General features: G+C 46.5%; 16 protein-coding genes. 13 read left to right on the top strand and 3 right to left on the bottom strand.

The features are described 5' to 3' along the window. Positions 1-157 precede the first annotated feature (157 nt). A complete protein-coding gene (gene cutC, locus Xbed_RS11220; RefSeq protein WP_086113014.1) occupies positions 158-910 on the top strand; it encodes a copper homeostasis protein CutC in 753 nt (250 codons plus the stop codon). Between the two features lie 230 nt (positions 911-1,140). Here cutC and cmoB read toward each other — a convergent pair whose 3' ends face one another. The 3 genes from cmoB to Xbed_RS11240 all read right to left on the bottom strand — a co-directional run bounded on the left by cmoB (position 1,141) and on the right by Xbed_RS11240 (position 3,477). After that, positions 1,141-2,112: a tRNA 5-methoxyuridine(34)/uridine 5-oxyacetic acid(34) synthase CmoB gene (gene cmoB, locus Xbed_RS11230; protein ID WP_086113015.1), complete on the bottom strand. Its 972-nt coding sequence runs from the start codon at positions 2,110-2,112 to the stop codon at positions 1,141-1,143. Beyond that, positions 2,109-2,894 carry a carboxy-S-adenosyl-L-methionine synthase CmoA gene (cmoA, locus tag Xbed_RS11235; protein ID WP_086113016.1) on the bottom strand — a complete coding sequence of 262 codons (786 nt, stop codon included), beginning with the start codon at positions 2,892-2,894 and terminating at the stop codon, positions 2,109-2,111. Before cmoA ends, cmoB begins: the two co-directional genes overlap by 4 nt. Before the next feature lie 184 nt (positions 2,895-3,078). Beyond that, positions 3,079-3,477, bottom strand: coding sequence for an MAPEG family protein (locus tag Xbed_RS11240; protein ID WP_086113017.1), 399 nt, complete (start codon positions 3,475-3,477; stop codon positions 3,079-3,081). Positions 3,478-3,761: 284 nt separating this feature from the next. On the opposite strand from Xbed_RS11240, the gene aspS reads away from it, so the two are divergent. The 12 genes from aspS to Xbed_RS11300 all read left to right on the top strand — a co-directional run bounded on the left by aspS (position 3,762) and on the right by Xbed_RS11300 (position 25,039). Next, positions 3,762-5,531: an aspartate--tRNA ligase gene (gene aspS / locus Xbed_RS11245; protein WP_086113018.1), complete on the top strand. Its 1,770-nt coding sequence runs from the start codon at positions 3,762-3,764 to the stop codon at positions 5,529-5,531. Continuing rightward, the gene (gene nudB / locus Xbed_RS11250; protein ID WP_086113019.1) at positions 5,531-5,965 is read left to right on the top strand and encodes a dihydroneopterin triphosphate diphosphatase; all 435 of its coding nucleotides are present in this window, start codon (positions 5,531-5,533) and stop codon (positions 5,963-5,965) included. The genes aspS and nudB overlap by 1 nt, the downstream gene beginning before the upstream one ends. A gap of 31 nt (positions 5,966-5,996) precedes the next feature. Further along, the gene (locus Xbed_RS11255) at positions 5,997-6,740 is read left to right on the top strand and encodes a YebC/PmpR family DNA-binding transcriptional regulator (RefSeq protein WP_086113020.1); all 744 of its coding nucleotides are present in this window, start codon (positions 5,997-5,999) and stop codon (positions 6,738-6,740) included. A gap of 117 nt (positions 6,741-6,857) precedes the next feature. Further along, complete coding sequence (gene ruvC, locus Xbed_RS11260) at positions 6,858-7,379, top strand: crossover junction endodeoxyribonuclease RuvC (RefSeq protein ID WP_086113021.1); 522 nt, start codon at positions 6,858-6,860, stop codon at positions 7,377-7,379. A gap of 79 nt (positions 7,380-7,458) precedes the next feature. Further along, a complete protein-coding gene (gene ruvA / locus Xbed_RS11265; protein ID WP_086113022.1) occupies positions 7,459-8,076 on the top strand; it encodes a Holliday junction branch migration protein RuvA in 618 nt (205 codons plus the stop codon). A gap of 16 nt (positions 8,077-8,092) precedes the next feature. Then, positions 8,093-9,100 (top strand): Holliday junction branch migration DNA helicase RuvB, encoded by a 1,008-nt coding sequence (ruvB, locus tag Xbed_RS11270; protein WP_086113023.1) that lies wholly within the window; start codon positions 8,093-8,095, stop codon positions 9,098-9,100. Positions 9,101-9,618: 518 nt separating this feature from the next. After that, positions 9,619-10,797, top strand: coding sequence for an arginine 2,3-aminomutase (gene blsG / locus Xbed_RS11275; protein WP_086113024.1), 1,179 nt, complete (start codon positions 9,619-9,621; stop codon positions 10,795-10,797). A 30-nt stretch (positions 10,798-10,827) separates the two neighbouring features. After that, positions 10,828-12,000 (top strand): pyridoxal phosphate-dependent aminotransferase, encoded by a 1,173-nt coding sequence (locus Xbed_RS11280; RefSeq protein WP_244182474.1) that lies wholly within the window; start codon positions 10,828-10,830, stop codon positions 11,998-12,000. Between the two features lie 22 nt (positions 12,001-12,022). After that, positions 12,023-12,988: a TauD/TfdA family dioxygenase gene (locus tag Xbed_RS11285; protein ID WP_086113025.1), complete on the top strand. Its 966-nt coding sequence runs from the start codon at positions 12,023-12,025 to the stop codon at positions 12,986-12,988. A 183-nt stretch (positions 12,989-13,171) separates the two neighbouring features. Continuing rightward, positions 13,172-18,118: a type I polyketide synthase gene (locus Xbed_RS11290; protein ID WP_086113026.1), complete on the top strand. Its 4,947-nt coding sequence runs from the start codon at positions 13,172-13,174 to the stop codon at positions 18,116-18,118. A gap of 4 nt (positions 18,119-18,122) precedes the next feature. After that, complete coding sequence (locus tag Xbed_RS11295; protein ID WP_086113027.1) at positions 18,123-23,792, top strand: aminotransferase class III-fold pyridoxal phosphate-dependent enzyme; 5,670 nt, start codon at positions 18,123-18,125, stop codon at positions 23,790-23,792. Beyond that, positions 23,789-25,039: an MFS transporter gene (locus Xbed_RS11300; protein WP_086113028.1), complete on the top strand. Its 1,251-nt coding sequence runs from the start codon at positions 23,789-23,791 to the stop codon at positions 25,037-25,039. Before Xbed_RS11295 ends, Xbed_RS11300 begins: the two co-directional genes overlap by 4 nt. Position 25,040 lies beyond the last annotated feature (1 nt).

A 25,040-nucleotide genomic window follows, 5' to 3' on the forward strand; every position in this document is an offset into this window, starting at 1 on the left:
CCTGCGAATTCAGCAAAAAATTCTAACCTTGTGATTTCCAACAAGCCGTTAGAGAAAATTAATTGTCATAGTTAATAGATTCACTAATGAAATATTTGGGGGAAATATTAAGTGAGTTATTGGGTTTATTGGCACATTGATATCCGAGGGGCTTTGGATGATGAAGCTGGAAATTTGTTGTTATAGCATAAGTTGTGCATTAATTGCACAAAAAGCCGGCGCTGATCGGATTGAATTGAGCGCCAGCCCATCGGAAGGTGGTGTAACGCCCAGTTTTGGGGCGTTGCAGCAAGCATTACAGCAGATAGCGATTCCCGTTCATCCCATTGTGCGGCCAAGGGGAGGCGATTTCTGCTACAGCAACATGGATTTTGACGTCATGAAAAATGATGTTGCCCTTATGCGTGATCTGGGATTTCCCGGGGTTGTCTTTGGGGTTTTGAACGAGGAAGGCCATATCGATATGCTTCGCATGAGGCAATTGATGTCATTGTCAGGGAGAATGGCCGTGACTTTTCATCGCGCCTTTGATATGTGTTTTAATCCGCATGTTGCGTTGCAACAACTGACTGAACTCGGGGTACAGCGCATTTTAACTTCAGGCCAGCAGCAAAATGCGGAAATGGGCTTACCCCTGCTAAAAGAGTTGGTTCGAGCCAGCCAGGGACCCATTATTATGCCGGGGGCGGGTGTCAGGATGAGCAACATCAGCAAGTTTCTGGAAATTGGCGCGACGGAAATTCATAGTTCAGCCGGTAGGGTGGTGCCTTCTTCCATGAAATATCGTAAGGCTGGGGTGACGATGGGTTCGGACGATCGCGATGTAGATGAATATTCCCACTACAGTGTTGATGGTCAGTTAGTCGAATCGATGAAGGGAATGATTGGCCTGATCAACCGGAAACAGTAAAATATTAATGATTGAGGGTGTGAACTGTCAAAACAGGCAGTCCACACACCAAGGTTATCCTGATACGCCGTAAAAACCCTGTTATCCAATCAGCGCTTTTGCTTTAGCGCTTATATCTTCCAGTTCTGAAGAATTAACATGGCCTTTCTTTGTCACTTTTCTGGCTCGCCAATCAACGCATGTTACTTGGTCAGCTAAGGCGACACTGTCTTTAAAGCGGGGGGAGGATGTCATGGTTTCCGGGCAATAAGGACAGCCCGTAATGGCGCAGGGTAGCCTTCAATCGTTTTGTTGTGATCGTTTGGATCAAGAAAATCGACCAGCGATTCGGTCTTCATCCATTCTGTCTGACGTTGTTCATCCACGGTTGTAACCGCCTGATCGACAATCCTGACATCGTCAAAACCGCATTTTTCCAGCCAGACTTTCAGCATCTTGGCGGATGGAATAAAGTAGACATTCCGCATTTGGGCGTAACGCTCACCCGGAATAAGGCATTGGTGTTCATCACCTTCAATGACCAGGCTCTCTAAAACCAATTCACCACCGGAAATGAGCTGATTTTTCAGTTGCCACAGATGATCAAGGGGAGAGCGGCGATGATAGAGCACGCCCATTGAAAAGACCGTATCAAAGGCTTTTAGCTCAGGTAATTGCTCAATACCGAGTGGCAGAAGGTGGGCACGTTGATCGTTCCCCAGTAATTTCCTGACAGCTTCAAATTGGCAAAGGAAAAGTTGGGTAGGGTCGATACCCACGACCAATTGAGCACCTTCACCCACCATGCGCCACATGTGATAACCGCTGCCACAACCTACATCAAGCACGGTTTTGCCTGCTAAAGGCGAAATATGGGGAAGAACGCGATCCCATTTCCAATCAGAACGCCATTCAGTATCGATCTCAACGCCATACAGTGAATACGGCCCTTTGCGCCACGGCATCAATATTTTCAGGATGTTGCAGATCCGTGCTTTTTCGCCATCGGGTAATTCCGGTTCATGTCTGGCAATGACCCCATTTTTCAGGTCAATCCGGGATGGTTGAATTTCAGGCAGGTTTTCCAGATTCTTTACCCATGAACTGAACTGACCATGCAGCGCGGCTTTCTGCCAGTGGTTGAGTTGTGCAGGCAAGCATTCCAACCAATGATTCAAGTGATTTTTGGCAATCAATTGATAAAAATTACCGAAATCGATCATTGGTCAGCTCCTTTTATTGCCAACAACGAGCCAAAATTAAAGCATTGATACCAGACTTCAACATGCTGGAATCCGGCTTTTTTCAGGCGTGATTTATGGGTTTCAACGGAATCTGTCCGCATGACGTTTTCCAGCATACTGCGCTTCTGGCTGATCTCCAGCTCGCTGTATCCATTGGCTCGCTTGAAATCGTAGTGCATATTGAACAGTAATTCGCCCATTTGTTCATCTTCGAAATTGAATTTTTCAGACAGAACAAGCACACCACCGGGCTTTAATCCCGCATAAATTTTATCCAGCATGGTCTGCCGATCATCAGGATGCAGGAATTGTAAGGTGAAATTCAGTACGACCATTGAGGCGTTCTGAATGTCAGCATCAAGAATATCTTGTTCGAGCACCTCAACGGGGATGCTGGACTTGAAAGCGTCAATATGGCGGCGGCAGCGTTCAATCATTGCCGGTGAATTATCGACCGCAATGATACGGCAGCCCTCTGTCTTGCAATCATCGGCACTAATATCGGCACTAATGGCACGACGGATCGATAGTGTGGCTGCACCAAGGGAGCAGCCGAGGTCATAAATTTGACTGTCTGGCATGATAAAACGTTCTGCCAGCATACCTATCATGGAAATGATATTGGAGTAACCGGGAATGGAGCGTTTTACCATATCAGGAAAAACTTCGGCAACCCGTTCGTCGAAACTCCAGTCACCTAAATTGGCGATTGGAGCAGAGAACAGGCTGTCCCGTTGATTATGAGGATCTTGATTTGACATAACTGCATTGGTTTTGGAAACAATAAGAAGCTGCCATTCTAACAGAATGCGGGAAAAGGCAGAAAGGGGTAATCACAGAAAGGAAAAATCAATCGGGATCCTCAGGCGGCGACGGCAAAATGTGGCTACCGTCGCGCGGCGATTTGGGGGTATTTATGGCGGGCTGTTGGTGTATAAAGAGAAATTATATATAGAGAGAAAAAATTTGCTCCCAAGGCAAATAGTAAATATTAGTCATGATCATGATTAACATTGAGATATAGGTTGCCGCCATTCCCATACGCCGCCACTGTATCTCGCGATGACGCAGGCCAAAGTAGTGCAGCAACCTACCGGAAAGTAACACCAACCCACATATATGCAGCATCCAGACGGCGGCGCCATTCATCTCCATGACAATCAATAACAGCATAGAAATGGGAATATATTCAACCGCGTTACCATGAACCCGAATGGCGGTTTGTAATTCGTAAAAACCGCCATCGCCATAGGCTACCTGATATTGCGTTCTCAATTTGACGACATCCAGAGACAGCTTAATCAATAATAGTGCGCCCAATACGATATAAAGCGAGCTAACCATTTTTAACTCCATTGCCTAACCCAAAAAATGCCTAACCCAAAAAAACGGCCGAATGATGATAAACTTCAAAAAGCAAACTGTCGCTATAAATCATAGTATTTAATAATAAATCCTGTGAATGTTATCGGATAACAAAAAATTGTCTTGATAAGAACGGGGTTATGGCCTTATCTCTGGTTAGAATTTCCAGTATAATGGCTATCTTTTTTGACAATTCTTCTAAAAAGAACAATGCCAAAATTTCCGCAGCAGAAAGCATAACGAGCTGAGTAAAAGGATATTGTATGCGTACTAATTATTGTGGGCTGTTGAGCCTAGCCCATGAAGGCCAAAAAGTGACTCTTTGTGGATGGGTAAACCGTCGTCGTGATTTGGGTGGTCTGATATTTATTGATATGCGAGATCGCGAAGGTATCGTTCAGGTATTCTTTGATCCAGATCAGAAAGAGGCATTTGCTCAGGCTTCTGAACTGCGTAATGAATTCTGTGTCCAAATTACGGGGACAGTACGTGCACGTCCTGAAAGCCAAATCAATAAAGAGATGGCGACTGGCGAAGTTGAAGTTTTTGCAGACAGCCTGATGATTTTTAATCGTTCAGAGCCATTGCCGCTGGACAGCAATCAGAACAATAGCGAAGAGCAGCGTTTGAAATATCGCTATCTTGATTTGCGTCGCCCTGAAATGTCACAGCGCCTGAAAGCGCGTGCAAAAATCACCAGTTTTGTTCGCCGTTTTATGGATGATGCCGGTTTCCTTGATGTGGAAACCCCGATGCTGACCAAGGCAACACCAGAAGGTGCGCGTGACTACCTGGTGCCGAGCCGTGTCCATAAAGGCGAGTTTTATGCACTGCCGCAGTCTCCACAGCTTTTCAAACAATTGCTGATGATGTCCGGTTTCGACCGTTATTACCAGATTGTGAAATGCTTCCGTGATGAAGACTTGCGTGCCGACCGCCAACCTGAATTCACCCAGATCGACGTTGAAACTTCATTTATGAGCGCCGAACAAGTCCGCGAAATCATGGAAAAAATGATCCGTGAGCTGTGGCTTGATGTGCGGGGAGTTGATTTAGGTCATTTCCCCATCATGACATTCGAAGAAGCCATGCGTCGCTTTGGTTCAGATAAACCCGACCTGCGTAACCCGCTGGAGCTGGTGGATGTTGCTGATCTGGTCAAGGACGTGGCGTTTTCCGTTTTTGCCGAACCTGCAAACCATCCCAAAGGCCGTGTCGCTGCCCTCTGTGTCCCGGGTGGCGCCGAATTGAGCCGCAAACAAATTGATGAATACGGTAAATTTGTTGGCATCTATGGTGCGAAAGGGCTGGCATGGATGAAAGTGAACAACCGTGCGGCGGGCTTGGAAGGGGTACAAAGCCCGATAGCTAAATTCCTGTCAGCAGGGGTGGTTGAAGGTTTACTTTCCCGCACCCATGCGCAGGATGGTGATATTCTGTTCTTCGGTGCTGACAAGAAAAGTGTGGTCACTGATGCCCTGGGTGCACTGCGCCTGAAACTGGGCCGCGATTTGAACATCACGGATCTGGCGAGCTGGAAACCGCTTTGGGTTGTTGACTTTCCCATGTTTGAAGACAATGGCGATGGTGGCTTAACTGCCATGCACCATCCATTTACTTCTCCATGTGATATGTCAGCGGCTGAATTGGAAAGCAACCCGGAATCCGCTATCGCCAATGCCTATGACATGGTTATCAATGGCTATGAAGTGGGCGGTGGTTCTGTCCGTATCCACCGTAATGACATGCAGCAGTCTGTCTTCCGCATTCTGGGTATCAATGAACAGGAACAGCAGGAAAAATTCGGCTTCTTGCTGAATGCGTTGAAATACGGAACACCGCCACATGCGGGTCTGGCCTTTGGTTTGGATCGCCTCGTCATGTTGTTGACGGATACTGATAATATTCGCGATGTGATCGCGTTCCCGAAAACAACGGCGGCGGCATGTTTAATGACCGATGCACCAAGTCCGGCAAATCTGGCATCACTGGAAGAACTGGCCATTTCAGTTGTTAAAAAAGAGAGCGAATAATGGCTTATAAGCGCCCTGAATCTGTGCTGGTCATGATTTATGCCTTTAACAGCAAAAGGGTGCTGATGTTACAGAGACGGGATGACCCTGAATTTTGGCAATCTGTAACAGGTAGCCTCGAAGAGGGTGAAAAACCGAGGGAAGCGGCGTTGCGTGAAGTGCAGGAAGAGATAGGCATTGATATTATCACTGAAAATCTTGAACTGATGGATTGCCAACGCTGTCTTTATTATGAGATTTTTTCCCACCTACGACATCGATATGCCCCGGGGGTGACGCGAAATAAAGAACATTGGTTCTCTCTGGCGTTGCCTGAGGAGCGAGCGATTTTGCTGACTGAACATCTGGCTTATCAATGGTTGGCGGCTGAAGAAGCGGCTAAGTTGACGAAGTCATGGAGTAATCGGCAAGCAATTGAAGAATTTGTAATCTAAGTCTACAAGACGTTTTATCGGAGATATTTTCATGGCAGGTCATAGTAAATGGGCCAATACGAAACACCGCAAGGCTGCGCAGGATGCAAAACGCGGTAAGATTTTTACCAAAATTATCCGTGAGCTGGTCACGGCTGCGCGTTTGGGGGGCGGTGATCCCGACTCTAACCCACGTTTGCGTGCTGCTATCGATAAAGCGCTGTCCAATAACATGACTCGTGATACTTTGAACCGCGCGATTGCCCGTGGTGTTGGCAACGATGATGCCGATAACATGGAAACCATCATTTATGAAGGCTATGGCCCAGGCGGCACGGCGGTGATGGTTGAATGCTTGAGTGATAACCGTAACCGTACTGTTTCTGATGTTCGTCATGCGTTCACCAAAACAGGGGGTAACTTGGGTACAGATGGTTCCGTTTCTTATCTGTTTACCAAGAGAGGGGTTATCTCCTATGCACCGGGTCTGGATGAAGATGCTGTGATGGAAGCGGCGTTGGAAGCCGGCGCTGATGACGTTGAAACTTATGATGATGGGGCGATTGACGTCTATACTACTCCAGAAACGTTCGGTGATGTTAAAGATACACTGGATGCTGCCGGCTTCAAGGCGGATTCTGCTGAAGTCTCAATGATCCCATCCACCAAAGCCGAACTGGATGCAGAAACTGCACCTAAATTACTTCGTCTGATCGATATGCTTGAAGATTCTGACGACGTTCAAGAGGTTTATCATAATGGTGAAATCTCTGATGAGGTTGCAGCCCTGCTGTAATTTTCATTAGGATTCACAGCGTAGAGAAAGTGCTCCTTGCCTGATCTCAGGTATCAGGGCACTTTCTCTAACGTTTTATCCCATATCACAAGCGAATCTTTAGGTGAACAGTTCGATATGGCGATTATTCTGGGTATTGACCCCGGCTCCAGAGTCACGGGGTATGGCGTTATTCGCCAGCAGGGACGACAACTTATCTACCTCGGTAGCGGCTGTATTCGAACGAAAGTAGATGACCTGCCCACGCGTTTGCAGAGGATCTATGCCGGAGTTACCGAAATCATCACCCAATTCCAGCCGGATACTTTTGCGATAGAGCAGGTTTTTATGGCAAAAAATGCAGACTCAGCCTTGAAATTGGGTCAGGCGCGCGGTGTGGCGATTGTGGCCGCCGCAAATCAGTCCATTCCTGTATTTGAATATGCCGCCCGTCAGGTTAAACAGACGGTAGTGGGTACGGGGGCCGCTGAAAAAAGTCAGATTCAACATATGGTACGTTCGATGTTGAAATTGTCTGCCGAGCCGCAAGCCGATGCTGCTGATGCCTTGGCCATTGCCATTACACATTGTCATTTCAGTCAAAATTTACTGCGGGTCGGTGATGCCCGGCTAAATTTGACGCGAGGGCGTCTGAAATAGTTGAGGCTGGATATACGTCCAGCCTTTTTTGTGCTATAAGCTAGCGGAACGATTTATTTTTATTTTCAGGGGGTAAACAGTGATAGGGCGTTTGAGGGGAACCGTGTTGGAAAAGCAGCCACCGCTAGTTTTATTGGAAACTAACGGTGTCGGTTATGAAGTTCATATGCCAATGACCTGTTTTTATGAACTGCCTGAAATTGGTCAGGAAGCCATCCTATTTACCCAGTTTATTGTGCGTGAAGATGCACAGTTACTTTATGGGTTTAATGATAAGCAAGAGCGTGCGTTGTTCCGTGAACTGATTAAAGTGAATGGTGTCGGGCCGAAATTGGCCCTGGCGATCCTCTCTGGCATGTCCGCCCAGCAATTTGTCACTGCCATTGAACAAGAATCGATTGCATCATTAGTTAAGTTGCCGGGTGTCGGCAAAAAAACGGCTGAAAGGCTGGTGGTCGAAATGAAAGATCGCTTCAAGGGGCTGAACGGCGACCTGTTCAAACAAAGTAGTGACATTAATTTACCTGCTGCCATCAAACAGGCGAATTCTGACGCTGATATCGAAGCAGAAGCTGCGGCCGCGCTGGTTTCGCTGGGGTATAAACCACAGGAAGCCAGCCGGATGGTGAACAAAATCGCTAAACCGGGGGCAGATTGTGAAACCCTTATTCGAGAAGCGCTGCGTGCGGTTCTGTAATTGCAGGAGTTAAGTGATGATTGAAGCTGATCGTCTGGTTTCGGCAGAAGTTCTGCAAGATGATGAAGCGATTGACCGCGCTATTCGCCCCAGATTTCTGTCTGAATATGTTGGGCAACCCCATGTTTGTGAGCAGATGGAGATCTTTATTCAAGCCGCCCGCCAACGTAGTGAGGCACTGGATCATCTGCTGATATTCGGCCCCCCCGGATTGGGTAAAACTACGCTGGCAAATATTGTTGCGAATGAAATGAGGGTTAATCTTCGAACAACATCAGGGCCAGTATTGGAGAAAGCGGGAGATCTTGCCGCCATGTTGACCAATCTGGAGCCTCATGATGTGTTGTTCATTGATGAAATTCACCGTTTATCCCCCGTTGTGGAAGAAATTCTCTATCCCGCGATGGAAGACTATCAACTGGATATCATGATCGGGGAAGGGCCAGCCGCCCGCTCAATCAAGATTGATCTTCCCCCATTTACGTTGATTGGCGCTACCACGCGGGCGGGTTCTTTAACCTCACCTTTGCGCGATCGATTTGGCATCGTGCAACGTCTTGAATTTTATAACGTAGATGATTTGCAGAGCATCGTTTCCCGTAGCGCTCGTTACATGGGGCTGGATATCTCAGATGATGGGGCAAGACAAATTGCGATGCGTTCCCGGGGTACTCCCCGCATCACCAACCGCCTGCTGCGTCGGGTGCGTGATTTTGCTCAGGTAAAAGGTGATGGTTCAATCAGTGGGGACATTGCCGCTCAAGCCCTGGATATGCTGAATGTGGATTCAGCCGGGTTCGATTATCTTGACCGCAAATTACTGCTTGCCATTATTGATAAATTTATGGGTGGCCCTGTTGGGCTGGATAACTTGGCTGCCGCGATTGGTGAAGAGCGGGAAACTATCGAAGACGTATTGGAACCTTTCCTGATCCAGCAAGGATTTATTCAGCGGACACCACGAGGAAGAATTGCGACCAATCATGCTTATCGGCATTTTGGATTGAGCAAGGAAAGCGAATAATTACCATTCAAATATACCAGCTCAGGTTAATTGCCAAGAGCTGGACCTGCCTTGTGAATTGCGAAAAATTATTTTTAATAGTCTCTTCTAATATTTAAAATTAACTTTTTTTCTTAATGCTATTTTTATTTTTTAAGTTTATTATCTTATCAAGATAATATTTATTTTTGAAAATTTCATTTTTTAATTGTGTGTTTTTTAATGGTGGTATTTTTTTAATAATACTTATTTTTTTAATGGGGTTATTTATTTTAAAGGTTGTAAAATCAAACAATTTATTTACATTTTTATTCGTTGGTACTATATATTATGCCCTGGGGTTGATTGAGAAATGACTAAAATACACAGTATCATGCCTTCCTGTGAATCAAAGCGCATGTTTGTGATGATAAATTCCTATATAACTCTCTGGTGTCGATATGGAAGCTATTTTATTAAATCGGTTGCTAATGTATTGTGAGCATTTGACGTATACCCACAGCTAAGAGAGTATTAAAAAAGCACATGAGGAAGATGATATGTTCTTAAGTAAAGAATCGTTCTGTGATGAGGAGTGGAATGATCCTAAATTTCAACTACGTAACTTAATTAAGACATCTGAGGATTTGGAAAAATGGGTTGCATTGACTGATGGGGAAAAGAGAGCCATTGAAGCGGTTAAAGGGAAATATCTGTGGCAGAGTACGCCTTATTATGCTTCACTCATGGACAAATACGATGAAAATTGCCCAATTCGGTTGCAAACCATTCCACATTTAAAGGAAATGAGAGTAGAGGCGAACTCTGACAATGACCCGGTAGGAGATACTTCAAATCTTAAAACAGCCAGAGTGATCCATAAATACCCGAATCGCATTGTTTTACTCGTTTCTGATACTTGTCCTGTTTATTGCCGTCACTGTACCCGTAAATTTCATACAACAGATGTTAACGGAACCTATTTTGGCTCAGAGATTGCTGCATCATATGAAGAAGACTTCGCTTATATTGAAAACCATCCTGAAATTGACGATGTCCTCCTGACGGGCGGTGACCCTTTAATCCATTATGATAAATTTCTCGAAGCCATTATTAAAAGGCTGAGAGGTATAAGCCATATTAATATCATTCGCATCGGAACCCGTTACCCCGTATTTGCCCCCCAGCGAGTGACAGAAAAATTCTGCCAGATGTTGGAAAAGTATCACCCAATATGGGTTAACACCCATTTCAATCATCCTAAAGAAGTGACTGTAGAAGCGGCTGCTGCCTGTGACCGATTGTTGCGGCACGGTATTCCGGTGCAGAACCAGTCTGTTTTGTTAAAGGGGATCAATGACGATGTAGAAACGATGCGCTCATTGCTCAAAGCTCTCTTAAGGATTAGGGTTCGTCCTTATTATTTATACCATTGCGATAACGTATCGGGTGTTTCTCACTTCATGACCACTCTGGAGAAAGGGCAAGAGATTATGGATGCAATGGTCGGGTTTGAAACGGGTTTTAGCGTGCCTCAATATGTTGTCACAACCACATTAGGTAAATTGGCTGTTAATCAAAAATATATCACGACGCATGAAGATGGTCGCGTGATTGCGAAAAATTATAAACAGGACTGTTTAGATATTACTGAATACATCAAACCGCCGACGGTATTGAATTACAACGCTGATGAACAGAATGATAATAAAATCATTCCTTCTAATACTATCGATTAAGTATTGAAATATGCATAAAAAGAGATATTTATGATGATGCAAGAGAGCAAATTCTCATCCCGCATTGCAAATAGATCAAAAAACATTAATGCCTCAGTGACAGTAGGGCTGGCAGATATTGTTGCCAGGTTGAAAAATGAAGGTCGCAATATCATTGGGTTGAATGAAGGTGAGTTGGATTTTAGTACGAGTGCCACGATTGTCAATGAAACTATTCGCGCATTAATCGATGGGAAAACCCGTTATAGCTGGCTTAATGGAGAACTTAAATTAAAAGAGCGGATCTGCCAGAAAGCATTTGAAGACAATCGAATTAAGGCAACGCCTGAAAATATTATTGTCACCAATGGCTCCAAGCAAATTATTTATGAAATACTACAAACACTCATTGAACCCGGCGATGAAGTGATTATTCCTGTGCCCTGCTGGGCGACATATTCTGAAGCGGTAAAATTGGCCGGAGGGGAAACCGTTTTAGTTGAAAATATAGGTATGGATCTGGAGGTGGAAAAAATAAAACAGGCTGTCACTGAAAAGACCAAGCTCATCATTATTAATACACCTAATAATCCGACCGGCGCTGTTTATTCAAAAGCCGCATTACAAACATTATGTCAGTTTGTTAAAGGGAAACCGATCTTTGTATTATCTGATGAAGCCTATGAACAGATTGTATTTGATGCTGAACATCATAGTTTAGCGGCAATGGATGACAACGAATACATTATTACGGTACAAACATTTTCCAAAAGTTTTGCCATGACGGGATATCGTATTGGCTACATGATTGCCCATCCTGAATTAATCAGCAGAGTCTCTGATCTGCATGGACATATGACCGATAATGTTTGTACTTTCGCACAGTATGGTGCTATTGCCGCGCTTGAAATGCCGATGGATTTATATCAAGAAAGGCTGGAAATACTTAAACAACGACGGGATCTCTCATACCAATATGCTCAATCTCTTTTCGAGTGTGAGCGTCCTTATGGGGCGTTTTATTTATTCCCCAATGTTGAAAAATACCTCAATGAGTCTTGTCGCAACGCCACTCAATTATGCGAATATCTGCTCACACATGCAGGGGTTGCCCTGATCCCCGCTGAAGCCTGTCTTTATCACGGACATGTCCGTATTTCTTTTGCCGTATCAATGGAGGCTATCGAGCAGGGGTTTGAAAGGCTCGCGGCCGCATTGCGGTAATTTATGACAATGAGGATTAATCATGACGAACCCATTTATCCACTCAATTGAGCTGTCAATGTCAGAAATTGATGAGATTCAGGCTCTTATTGCGCAACTGCAAGAGCGTTATCACTCTACTGACGATCAAGGTTTTGTTCGCACTTTACCGGAGTGGGTCGAGTTATTACCCACCCGGTTGCGGATTGAAGTGAAAAAGTTCCGCCATCAGGGGCATCCCTTGGTTGTGATCAAGGGATACCCTGATATGTCCGAGAAAATGGGAGCCACACCAAACCATTGGAAGGATGTTTACAATACAAACAGCAACTATGACTATTACTGTTGTTTGATGTCGAGCTTATTCGGTGATGTGGTTGGCTTTTCTGACTTACAGGAAGGCAAATTGGTTCAGGAAATATTTCCAATCAAAAAGGACTCCGATAAACAATTGGGGACGGGTTCTGTGGACCTCTTGTTGCACACTGAAGATACCTCGCTGGATTACCGGGCCGATTACATTGGCTTTATGTGTATTCGCAACAACTATCGAATTCCAACCAGCGTATCAGTCCCGGATTTTGCAAAACTCAGCGCAAAAACCGTCACTCTTCTTAAGAAAAACACATTCCGCATTTTCAACGACCGTCCTTGTTTATCGAAAGAAGAGCGTGATGAAAATTATACCATCTGTCCTCTTCTCACGGGGGATGGAAAAGAGACTTATATGCGCTATGACCCTTTGTATCTGGATAAAGCGGCCCTTAATACCGAAGATCTTGAGGCTGTGGCGGAACTGGAGGCATTAACCGAGGCGACGGTATTTGATCTGGTTTTAACGCCCGGTGAAATTGCCTTTATTGATAATTACCGTTGTGCTCATGGTCGCAAAGCGTATCAACCCAGATTCGACGGCACTGACCGTTGGTTGAAACGCACCCAAATATTAACCAGATTACGTGATTTCAAATACCTGACTTTACCCGGACGAATTAATGTTCTGCCTTGACGCTGAGAGAGCGTTGGGCTTTTGTTTCCTTTCATTGTGAGCAAAGCCATTGTGGGTAAATCAATTGTGGGTAAATCAATTGTGGGTAAATCAATTGTGAGCAAACAGTCAGGTGAAGTTTCTGCGTTTAGCCTGAGGTCGTGATGGGTTTGTGTCATTTTTTTATTTGGCTTAAGTAAGAACATGCGTAAACAAAACAAAAATACAGGACATGATGATTTTGTCGAACAATGGCAAACCTGCCTCCAGGGTCTTGACACTGATCGTGTCCTTATCCTGGCATTACTGAAAAAAGCGCTTATTGATGTAGACGCAATACGATTTAACGACCTGCAATCTGGGCGTCAGTTGAATTGGCGTCAATTACTGTGCAGCGTTGTTCGTGTTTATCGTTACTTGTACGAACTGGAAGTGGATCGTGGACAGCGAGTGGTGACCATTTCGCATAATCGCTGGGAATTATTAGCCATTGAATTTGCCTGCCAGCTTAAAGGCGCTATTTATACCCCACTGTATGCCAATTATTCTGCGGAAATGATTGCTCACTGCCTGTCTCTGGCAGAACCCGCATTAGTCATTTCTGAAACTGCATTGCATGTGCAATCCTTGCCACAGAATTCTTCATGGCATGTCATGACATTGGAGCACTCTCCGGTTTTTACTGACTTTCCCACTATTGATCGCGACGATCGCGACATTTCCCTCCTGACACCCGGCAAAGCTGTTCATCATGAGGGAATGGGGGAAACGTTGTTGAGCCTGCTGACGGCCGATTTGCGCACAACACAGGCAGAACAGGCGTTTTGTTTAATGTTCACTTCCGGCTCCAGTGGGAAACCGAAAGGTGTATTGCTGAGTCAAGCCAATATTCTTTCACAGCAACACGCTCTGGAAAAATTGTGGCATTTCGAGGGGCCGCAATCTTTCCTTAGTTACTTGCCGTGGCACCATAGTTTTGGTGGATTGTTTGAAAAGTACACGGCTATCTTCAGTCAGGCGGTATTGCATATTGATAACAGTCGGGGCATGGATATTGCGCGGTTGTGCACCAATCTGAGTCAGTTAAAACCCACCCGATTTTTCAGCGTGCCAAAAATACTGACCGTGGTTGCCAATAAAATGAAGCAGTCAGCGGATTTTCATCACGCTGTGGCACCCTCATTGCAAATGATCTTTTCTGCCGCCTCTAAATTACCGGCAGACATCGAAGATTATTTCCATCGTTGTGATATTCAGGTTGTTGAAGGATGGGGGCTGACGGAGACAAGCCCATGCCTGACACTCAAAGGATTAGGCAGTAAAGAACCCAACAGCGTAGGCCGCCCTTTACCCGATGTCAATCTCCGTATTGATGAAGAGACAGGGGAAATTTTAGCCAAAGGGCCCAATATCATGCTGGGTTACTATGCTGATGAAGCCGCTACCCAGCGTTGTTTCAAACAGCACTGGTTCAGAACGGGCGATCTCGGCCAAATGGTTAATGGAGAGTTGGTGCTTTTGGGACGGTTGGATGCTGTGAAGAAACTGTCCAACGGAGAAAAAGTGTCTTGTGATGCCATTGAACGGAGCCTGTTTGAGAAAACCGATATGATCAGCCACGCCATTATTGAGGTTGAGCAAAGGCCATACGCCACGGCATTATTGTTTATCAATTCTGATCTTTGTCGTCAAAGATTCGGTGAAGACGGAACAACCCCGTTTTCATCGCGGCTGAGTGAACATATTTTACAGGTATTGCAACAGCACAATCGCCAGGTGACGGAAGATTCCCATAAACTGATAGCGGTTGCGCTCACCGAAACCTCTCTGTCCATGACCCAAGGTGAAGTGACCCCATCATTTAAAGTGTCACAGCGTACTGTGCGCGAAAATTATCACGCTGTGCTTGATGCCTTATATGATACGGATGAACCTTTCAACTTAAATCCGGCATGTCATTCGTTCCTGAAAATATCGGAAAATCATCGTGTTTCGCCTGTTTTTTCTCCGGTTACCATGTCCGCAGAGCCGATTAACTGGGAACAATTTGTTCATATCATCGGTCAGGTGAGAGGTCAAAAACTGTCAGGTGATGAGCTCCAGCGTTCCTTGCTGGATATGGGTTATAATTCATTAACGATCGTTCAATTAGCCGAAAGCCTAAGCCAGGCTATGGGGCAAGCCATTACGGAAGTCGATCTGTTTTCTTGTTCGTCAATCCATCAGCTTTGGCAAAAATTAAGCGTTCCGGCGCCGGGTAAACGTTCCCGCCCTGCCAGCCGTTCAGAACCGTTATCACCAAAAGAACATCATGGGAATGTGGCGATTATCGGCTACGCCGGGCGTTTTCCGGGAGCAGAGGACTGCGAACAACTGTGGGAAAACCTGCTTGCCGGTAAAAGCCTGTTTGGTCGTTATCCTGAGGATCGCCCCTTTATGGCTTCTCTGCAAGCGGAGTTTGAGTCTAAAGGCGTTCCATTGAACGGAGCATTTTGCAACGATATTCGTCAATTCAATCATCGCTTCTTCCAAATTAACCCTAAAGATGCCCGATTGATGGATCCGCAACACAGACTCTTATTGATGGTGACATGGGAAGCCATTGAACATGCCAATCTGAGTCTCAATGAATTGAAAGAAAGCCGAACGGGGGTATTTATCGGCATCAGCCAGAATGGTTACCGGCAATTATTGCAGGACCATCAATCTGAAACAGGAGGTTCAGGTTATCCGAGCAGTGCCATCAATAATCAAAACAGTGTGTGCGCCAATCGGCTATCGTACTTTCTGGATTTAAGGGGACCTTCGTTAATTGTTGATACCTTGTGTTCCTCTTCGTTGGTGGCATTGCATCAAGCGCGCCTGAGTATTGAAAGGGGGGAATGTGATACCGCCATTGTTGGCGGCGTTCACCTGCAATTGGACATGGCCCATTTCAGGGAAATGCAACAATTGGAAGTGCTATCCGATGATGGGATATGCCGCCCTTTTGATGCGGGGGCGAACGGAACTGTGCTGGGGGAAGGGGCTGGGGTGGTGATCCTTAAACGCCATGATCTTGCCCTTCGTGATAAAAATGATGTCAAGGCAAGTCTGCTGGCTTCTGAAGTTTATCATGGGGGGCGCAGTAACGGCATTACAGCCCCCGATCCACGTTCACAGCAACAGTTACTGGAACGGTGCTGGGCGAGTGCCGGTGTGAAAGCAAATGATATCGCTTATTTTGAAACTCATGGCACGGGGACTCGTTTGGGTGATCCGATTGAACTGGCCGGAATCAGTGCCTGTTTCGGTGATCAGAAAACACAGACACCCTGTTACCTTGGGGCCATCAAAGGCAATATTGGTCATCTTGAAGCCGCCGCCGGTATTGCCGGGCTGATCAAATTACTGCTGATTGACAAGTACAGAATAGCGCCCCCCGTGGCAGCATTTAGCCAACTGAACCCCCGTATTTCATTGGCAGAAGGCCAACTTGAGATCCCAACCACCCCGCAACCTCTGGCTGCGGAAAAAAACAGCTTAGTGGTCAGTGCATTCGGTATGGGGGGAACCGGTGCACATGTCATTATCAAAAGTCAGAGCGGAAGTCAGGGCAAAAAGAGACCTTCCGATGCAAAACAAATCAGCGAGACAGTGCCCTGTGTGTTGAGTGGATGTGATCAAACCCACCTACAGGCTATTGCCACGGATTTATTGGCTTATGTGCAACAGCAGGTGGCACAGCAGCAATTTGTTCTGACGCACTTTTGTCAGGCATTGGCCCAACGCACTGTGTTACTGGTTGTCTGTACGTTAGGCGTCAATAGCACTGACCAACTGATTGAGCAGTTGACTGCCATAGCCAGAGGAGAACCGGTTGGCTATCGTGCCAGTGAAAACGGTACGGCAACGATGGCACTGGTTTTTGCCGGGCAGGGAACCCAATCGGTAGCCATGGCCGCACAGTTGTACCGGCATAACAGGCAGTTTGCACAGTGGCTGGATTATATCGACCAATTATGTTCTGAAATTGCACAGGAAAACGGCCAACCCAAGCTGGAGGTCAAATCCCTGCTGATTGAGCCGATGGATGAACAGGTCATCAATCGTACCGAATTTGCACAGGTGATCTTGTTTGCTTTTGAGTATGCACTGTATCAATGTTTGCGCCCCGCCATCGGGCCTGTCGATATTCTGCTTGGTCATAGTCTGGGTGAATATGTCGCAGCCTGTATCGCCAATGTATTTTCATTGAAAGATGGGCTAAGGATAATCATAAAACGGGCTGAACTGATGGAAGCGAGCGATCCCAGTGGTGCCATGATGATGGTGAACGGTTCGGCGGAACAACTTGATGCCTTGATGGCAACAGACGCTGGGGTTGACGCGGGGATTGGAGGGCAGTGGCGTAATGATTTAACCCTCGCTGTCGAAAATAGCGCAACCAATACGATCATCAGTGGATCACGCAATACGCTTGAACATTTCCGGCAGCAATTGAATAAATCTGGTTTTCACGCCCGTTTTATCAATACTCATCGGGCATTCCATTCTCCGATGATGTCCAATGCAGCGCGAGAATTCGGATTGTTCCTCGCTGAAATCCCTCTTAAGGCAGCAGATGTGCCCATTTTGTCCAATCTGACGGGACAACCGGAAACCGACTGTTTCGCCACAGCAGAATATTGGCAACAGCATATGCTGGGCCGTGTCCTGTTCCGTCAGAATCTGGATAAATTAACCACGATGGCAGGGCTGAAGATCATTGAGATTGGCCCCAAAAGCATGGTCAGCGTATTACTCAATGAAATCCCACAATATCATCTTGCCTCCGCTTATTGTTGCTCTGAGAAAAGCCCGCAACTTAATTATTGCGGTTTGGTGGCCGTGATGGCCAGTGAACATCTGTCGGGTTCACCAAGAGATTGGCTGGCGATGTATGAACCGTTCACCTTCAAACCGGCTTTATTGCCAGCCAGAAAATTACTGACAGAAGCGTGCTGGTTTACGGAGTCGGCTTCTGTGTCACCGAGTGGCATAAAACAACCGCCAAAGGCTGTTGAACCTTTAAACCTGACTGAACGTGAGCCATTTTCTCTCATGCAGCAACAAATTGACTGTATGAACGCTGTCTTCCAAGCTCAATCAGAAATTATAAAAGGAATGTAACGTCATGACGCAACAACGGCCAAATGAAATTAAGCACGCTCTGCAAAGCTGGTTACAGGCTGAATTAACGAGTGAGCATGTGCCTACCGATACTGACTTTCTGGCGCTGGGTATAGAGTCCCTCACTTTGATTAGAATGAAAAACAATATTAAATCCCAATATGGTGTCGATATCGGTATTGGGAAGTTTTTTAAAGGATTGTCAACGATAGATAAAGTCGCCAGCTTTGTCAGTAAGCAGGCAGCGCCTGCCCCGGTTGACAAAGTTAACGATCAGCCACCAGCCATAGCCGTGCCACCGACGCCGGAGCCGGAGCCGCAGATCACGGTGAATGTCCGAAATGACTTAACACCTCCGCCAATATCGTTATCGCCCTCTGCTGCGCCTGCCGCGAGGATGTTCAACGAGCCAGTTGTTATTAATCATGAAGCGATCAGCCATGAAACGATCCATCGTGAAACTAAACAAGGTGTTGAGGCTAAACAAAGTATTATGGCGGCTCAGTTAAATGCCATGCAGCAATTGTTTCAACAGCAGTTGGCAGTATTACAACATATCGGGGGAGGAGGTGCTGTTTTTGCTGCGGGTCATCAAACACCGGCCGTTCAGCAGGCCGCCCCCTCATGCGCTCCGGCATCAAATGAGGCTTCACCTGAAAAAAATATTTCAACGAACAGGACTCCATCGGCGGAACAGCCAGCCGCAGGCTCACCCCATCTTCCCGAACGGCATCAGCCCACTGTCACTGAACCTTTGATATTGCCGGGTGAAAAGGCCAAATTTACCTACAAGCCGACTGCGCTTTCGAAGTCTGTGCAATGCGATGCGGAAACGACGGCATTCATTCAGCATTACAACGCGAAAACCCGCACATCAAAAACGACGGTTCAGAAGTACCGGAAAGTGCTGTGTGATAATCGCAATGCGCTTCAATTCAATAGTAAACTCAAAGAGTTGTGTTATCCGATTGTCGGGAAAACGGCAAAGGGGGCACATATTACTGATCTGGACGGCAACGTCTTTATCGATATTGCGATGGGATTTGGCGTCAACCTCTTTGGGCATAACCCCGATTTTATCCAGCAAGCCTTGCAAAAACGGCTTCATCACGGCTTTCATCTCGGCCCGGTTGATGAGTCGGGAATGGTCGTTGCCGATTTAATTTCCGAAATCGCAGGTGTTGAGCGAGTGTCTTTCACGAATTCAGGTACAGAAGCCATTATGCTCGCCTGCCGTTTGGCCAGAGCCGCCAGTGGGAAAAGAAAAATTGTTATCTTCAATAATGCCTACCATGGTCACTATACGGAAATTCTCTTTATGGGAGGAATGCGGCCGGGCGAGAAGTTTCCCCAATCCAGCGGCATTCCTGAAGATTTGGGGCAGGATGTTGTGGTGCTTAATTATGGTGAGCAACAAAGTCTGGACTATATCACGGCTCATGGGCATGAAATCGCGATGGTCATGGTTGAACCCATTCAATCGCGCAATATCAATCTACGGCCCAAATCTTTTATTCAGACGTTACGGAAAATCACGGCACAACAGCATGTGGTATTGCTATTTGACGAAATCATTACGGGTTTCCGTTATCACGCCAAAGGCGCGCAGCATTACTATCAGGTCAAAGCGGATTTAGTGACGTATGGAAAAGTCATCGGTGGGGGGGTGCCCGTTGGCGTTTTGGCGGGAGAGGCGGCCGTCATGGATTATCTGGATGGCGGTTTCTGGCAATTTGGTGATGCATCTTATCCGCCGAATGAAACCACGTTTTTCGCCGGTACGTTTTGTAAGCATCCTCTGGCTATGGCATCGGCAGAGGCAACGCTGTTGCAGATGAAAGCAATAGGACCTGCGTTACAAACTGATTTGAACGAGAGAACCACCCATTTTGTTAAACGGCTCAATGGCTTGTTCACCGCAGCAGAGTGCGGGATAGAAGTTGCGAATTTTGGTTCATTATTCAAGTTCAGCCAGAAGAAAACCCACGAACTGTTTTTCCATCATTTGTTGATGAACGGGGTCTATACTTGGGAAGGGCGTACCTGTTTCCTCTCCACTGCCCATGATGACAATGTGTTGAAGGCGTGTTTCGACGCTTTTGAAAAAACCATTGAAAGTCTTTCTGCTAAACCCCGTCCGCTGAATGCCTCCCCTGTAATATCGGAAACGCAATCGAAAACGCTGACGGACGCAACGGCAGCCGAGCCCAAGATGCAGAAGAATCTGGCAATGTCCAGTTGGTACGATCCTGCTGCATCAAAATCTTACAATGAGTTCGTCCAATGTGTGATTACAGACGGGTTGCAGCCGCAGCGTTTGAATAGCGCCATTGAGTATTTGTTTCATCGTCATCAACAGTTACGTCAGGTTTTTTGTCCTGAAACCTTTAAAACGGTAGCGGGAGCGTTTGACTATCGTGCCGCAATACGTACTGAACGGTTGGGCATTGATTCACCAACGTCGTTTTTTCAATGGCGGCAAACTTGTTTGGATGAAGCGTTCGTGCTCGATCGTGGGCCGATGTTCAGGGTACATGTGGCTCAGGTTGATTTATCCCGGCCATTATGGAATGAGACACCGTTGGCGCAGTACGCACTTAACCATAGCCGGGTGGACATGATATTTTTGGTTGCCCACCATACCATTGTTGATGGTGTCTCTTTGGATGTACTCATTGATGAACTGGTGGCCGTTTATCAGGGAGTCAACGATTTACCTCCGGCCTGGCAATATCATGATTATCTGAGCCGTCTGGCCGCGTTCAAAAAGACGCCGGACTTTATTCATCAGAAATCATTTTGGCATAAGTATCTGTCCGGCTGGCAGGCGGATTTGGCTAATTTACCGGCTCCCGCGCCTGCCGTGTTGACAGAAGAGGGGGAGGTGCTTTCCACCGGGGGGTTCTACCTCGATAAATTGCCGGCTGACTTGGCGGCCAACCTTTTGCGTTATGCCGCTGAACGCCGCGTAACGCCTTATATGTTGATGTATACCGTCTATTCTATTTTTCTGGGTACGATACTCAAACAATCCCAGTTTGTGATGTCCACGTCGGTGTCCGGGCGTAATTTTGATAACTTCGACAATCTGGTCGGTCTGACGACGGCCATGTTGCCCGTTCGGGTAAATATTCGGCACAATGAACAGCGTTTCAGCGAATATCTTGACCTTACCTGTGAGCAACTGCTGGATATTTTTTCCAGTCAGGATGTCACCGTTGAGGATCTGACGACGCAAAATTGCAGTTTGGGGCAGCGTTCGGAGATGTTGAATCGTTATCTTAATTACGATTTTAACTTCAGTCCCCGTAAACTTAAGATTAATGAGAGTGGCAGTTGGTCTCTATTGCTGGATAATCCCAAACGTTACATCGTCGGTCAATTGTCTTTGGATGTGTTTCAGAGTGAGCATGACCTCTATCTACACTGGGAATATGCGGCGCAGACTTACAGTGAGGCAAAAATCAAAACGCTGTCAGGTAAACTGAGCCAGTTGTTTAGCTATCTGATCAATTCCCCGGATCAGGATACACTGACGTTAGCTGATATTGTCACTTACCTGAACTCACTGGACACGCCCTCTATTGCCATTGGGCCCCTGCGGAAAGATTTTCTGGATAAAAATCCCATCCATGCTTTGTTTGAACAACGGGCTGCCGATGATCCACAGGCGTGTGCATTAGTGGATGTCAGTTTAACAGAGGGAATACGCTCACTTTCCTTTGACGAACTGAACCGACAGGCAAATGCGTTAGCGCACCGCTTACTGCACCAAGGATTACAGCCTGAGGAACCCGTTTTTGTCAGTGTACGCCGTGGTATTCCCTTGGCGATTTCGGTGTTGGCGGTACTGAAAGCGGGGGGTGTATATGTGCCTGTCGATAAAAAACTGCCTCTCACTCATGTCGAATTCCTGATTTCGGTACTGACTCCGCGATTCACCCTGATTGATGGGGATTATGGGGCGATGAATGAGGGGAATGAGATGAGGAACGACAAACTGATTTCGTTGCTGAAAACGCTCTCCCATACCCAACATTTCAACTTTTACGATGAAGAGGCGTTGTTGCGTCAATGTGACGTGACTGGGGAAAATACCGCGTTACTGAGAAACCCTGGAAAAGAAATACCTGCCGGGCAGACAGCCTACATTACCTGTACCTCAGGGAGCACCCAAAAGATTAACTGCGTGATGAATTCGCATGGTGCCATCGCGCACCACTGTTTGATGATGAAAGAATATCTGGCGATCCGCCCGGAAGATCGGATGCTTCAATTTACCGATTTATGTTGGGATATCGTCCTTGAAGAACTCTTCCCGGTTTGGGCAGCGGGGGGGCGGGTGGTGTTCCCCGGCGATTCACCTCCCAATACCTTTGCTGACTTCAATGAGTTACTGATTAAACAACAAGTGACGCTGGCTGACTTACCTGCGGCCTATTGGCAAGGATGGGTGGATAGTTTGCACGATCCCGCGATGGACTATCCGCCTCATTTACGGCGTCTGTTAGTCGGAACTGAAAAAGTTGATCCACAGACACTGAAGCAATGGCAACAGCTTGTGCCTGAGGGGGTTATTTTTTCCAATGCTTATGCTCAGACGGAAACCACCATTACCGCTACGGATTCGGTGATAACGTCTGATACACCGATAGGAAAAACCGTGCCGCTGGGTAAACCATTAGCCAATACCGGATTTTATGTGTTAGACGAATCAGGTCAACCTGTGCCGCGTGGCGAACCCGGTGAACTGTATATTGGGGGACCACTGGTATCTAAGGGCTATTACGGCAATCACGCGCTGACCGCAGCCAAATATGTGGCTGACCCCTATATTCCGGCTGAAGCCTGCGGCCATGACGCTCCATTAATGTACAAAACCGGTGATTTAGTCAGCATGGACGAACAGGGATGCCTGTCATTCCTTGGCCGTACTGATTTCCAGATTAAAGTACGTGGCTATCGAATTGAACCCACCCCGTTAGAAAGCGCCATGGGTCAATGGGAGGGGATAGAACAGGTTGTGTTTACCGCCAGCAATGTGATTGATCCGAGCATTCCGGCCGCAGAAACAAAATTACTCTGTTATGTAAAAACTCAGGCGGATGAGGTTGGGCAACAAGCGTTAAGTGAACAGATCCGACAATTTATCAGGCGCAATTTTGCACATTATATGCAGCCCCATTCGATTATATATCTGACTGAATTTCCTAAAACTGACAATGGCAAGGTTGCGATAAAGCAGTTTCCTTTGCAACAACATCATCGGCATAAAGAACAGGAAAAAAGATCTGTTCATCCGCCATCTCAGGGAGAACTTGGCAGTGCAGCAAGTCGTTTACTCATGGCGCATTTCGGACAACGTGAGCTGAATATGAACGAAAGTTTTTTGGCGTTGGGAGGAGATTCGTTAATCGCGATCAAGATCTTGTCTGCCCTGCAAAAAGAGCACGGTGTGACTCTCAAATTGCCGGAGTTTATGGCTCACAGAACATTAGCTGAACTTATCGCATGGATAGCGTCAGCGTTGGCGGTGAATGAAAAAAACATTGCAGACAGGGAAATGACTGGGGCACGGGCATTCGTATCAGACAGCCCCAGGCAGACGGCAGGGAGCAAAGAAAGACCGGTACTACAATCCCGCCGACGTAAAAAAAAGGGAATCGTTGCATGAAAGGCATACATGGATTCTATCCGCTTTGGATTGGCATAGCCGTGTCGATTTTTGGCAGCGAATTGACGGAGTTTGCTTTCGGGTTGTGGTTGCTTGAAAAACAAATGTCGGTCATGGCCTATACAAATATGTATTTAGTCTTAGTGCTGCCGGCTTTTTTATTGATGCCGTTAGTCGGTTATGTGATTGATCATTATGATAAACGCAAGGTGCTATTACTGACAGAAGGGATTGCGGGTCTGGCTCTGGCGATGGTGCTCGTGTTCAATCACTTCGGCTATATCAATACCATTGTGGTCTACCTCTATATCGCGCTGACCAGCGTGTTGACTGCGTTGCAAATTGATTGTTACAGCACTCTGGTTTTTCGGCTGGTGCCACCCTCTTCGCTCAATCGGGCGAATGCCTTGGGCAGTCTCAGCGATTCATTGCCACAAATGCTGGCCCCAATCATCGGCGCGTTTCTGTTTTCTCACTATGGCTTGGGACTGGTACTGACGGTTGATCTTCTCACCTTTATGGTGAGTGTATTTGCCGCAGCATTATTGTTCAGGGTCAGTTCTGTCCAGTTTCTGCCGCACGATGATGGCAACTTATCCAAGCTGAACTGGAAAGCCATCTTCCCTGATATGGGATGTATCCGATTGGTCAAGGCATCACCGGAAATGACGTATATGATCGGCTACACCTTTTTTAAAGCTATTCTGGTCGGGGGAACGTTAATCACGATTGTGCCTTATTTCACCACCTATTTTTCTGTCTCAGAAGCCGGTTACATGATGTCTATCGGTGGAGTGGCTATGGTGATAGTCAGCCTTATTTCGGCATGGAAGCCCACGCTATTGAGACATATGCCGCTATTGTTGCTGGAATTCTTGTTTGCGGCGGGTTTCGTGGTTTTGACGCAGGTAAAAAATATTTATGTCGCTGGAGTCTGTATTGCGATCAGCTTTATCACGATGCGGATAAGCATCATAAAAATGCAAACGTTATGGCAAACCACGGTGCCGAAAATATATCACGGACGGGTTTTTGCTCTGCGTAATCTGGTCAAGACATTCAGCAGTTTCATTATTTATCTCATCACTGGGATGGTCTTGGAAATCTTATTGGCTCAAGAGGTGGGGTGGGCGATTTGGGTGCAGGGTAACCCGATGGATCTTTATTTTATTGGGATCACCTTATTGATATTACCTCCCTTGCTGATGACGACCCAAAGATTGTTATTAGCGATAGGAGGGAAATAGG

The sequence above is a fragment of the Xenorhabdus beddingii genome, from assembly GCF_002127545.1.
GTDB lineage: Bacteria > Pseudomonadota > Gammaproteobacteria > Enterobacterales > Enterobacteriaceae > Xenorhabdus > Xenorhabdus beddingii.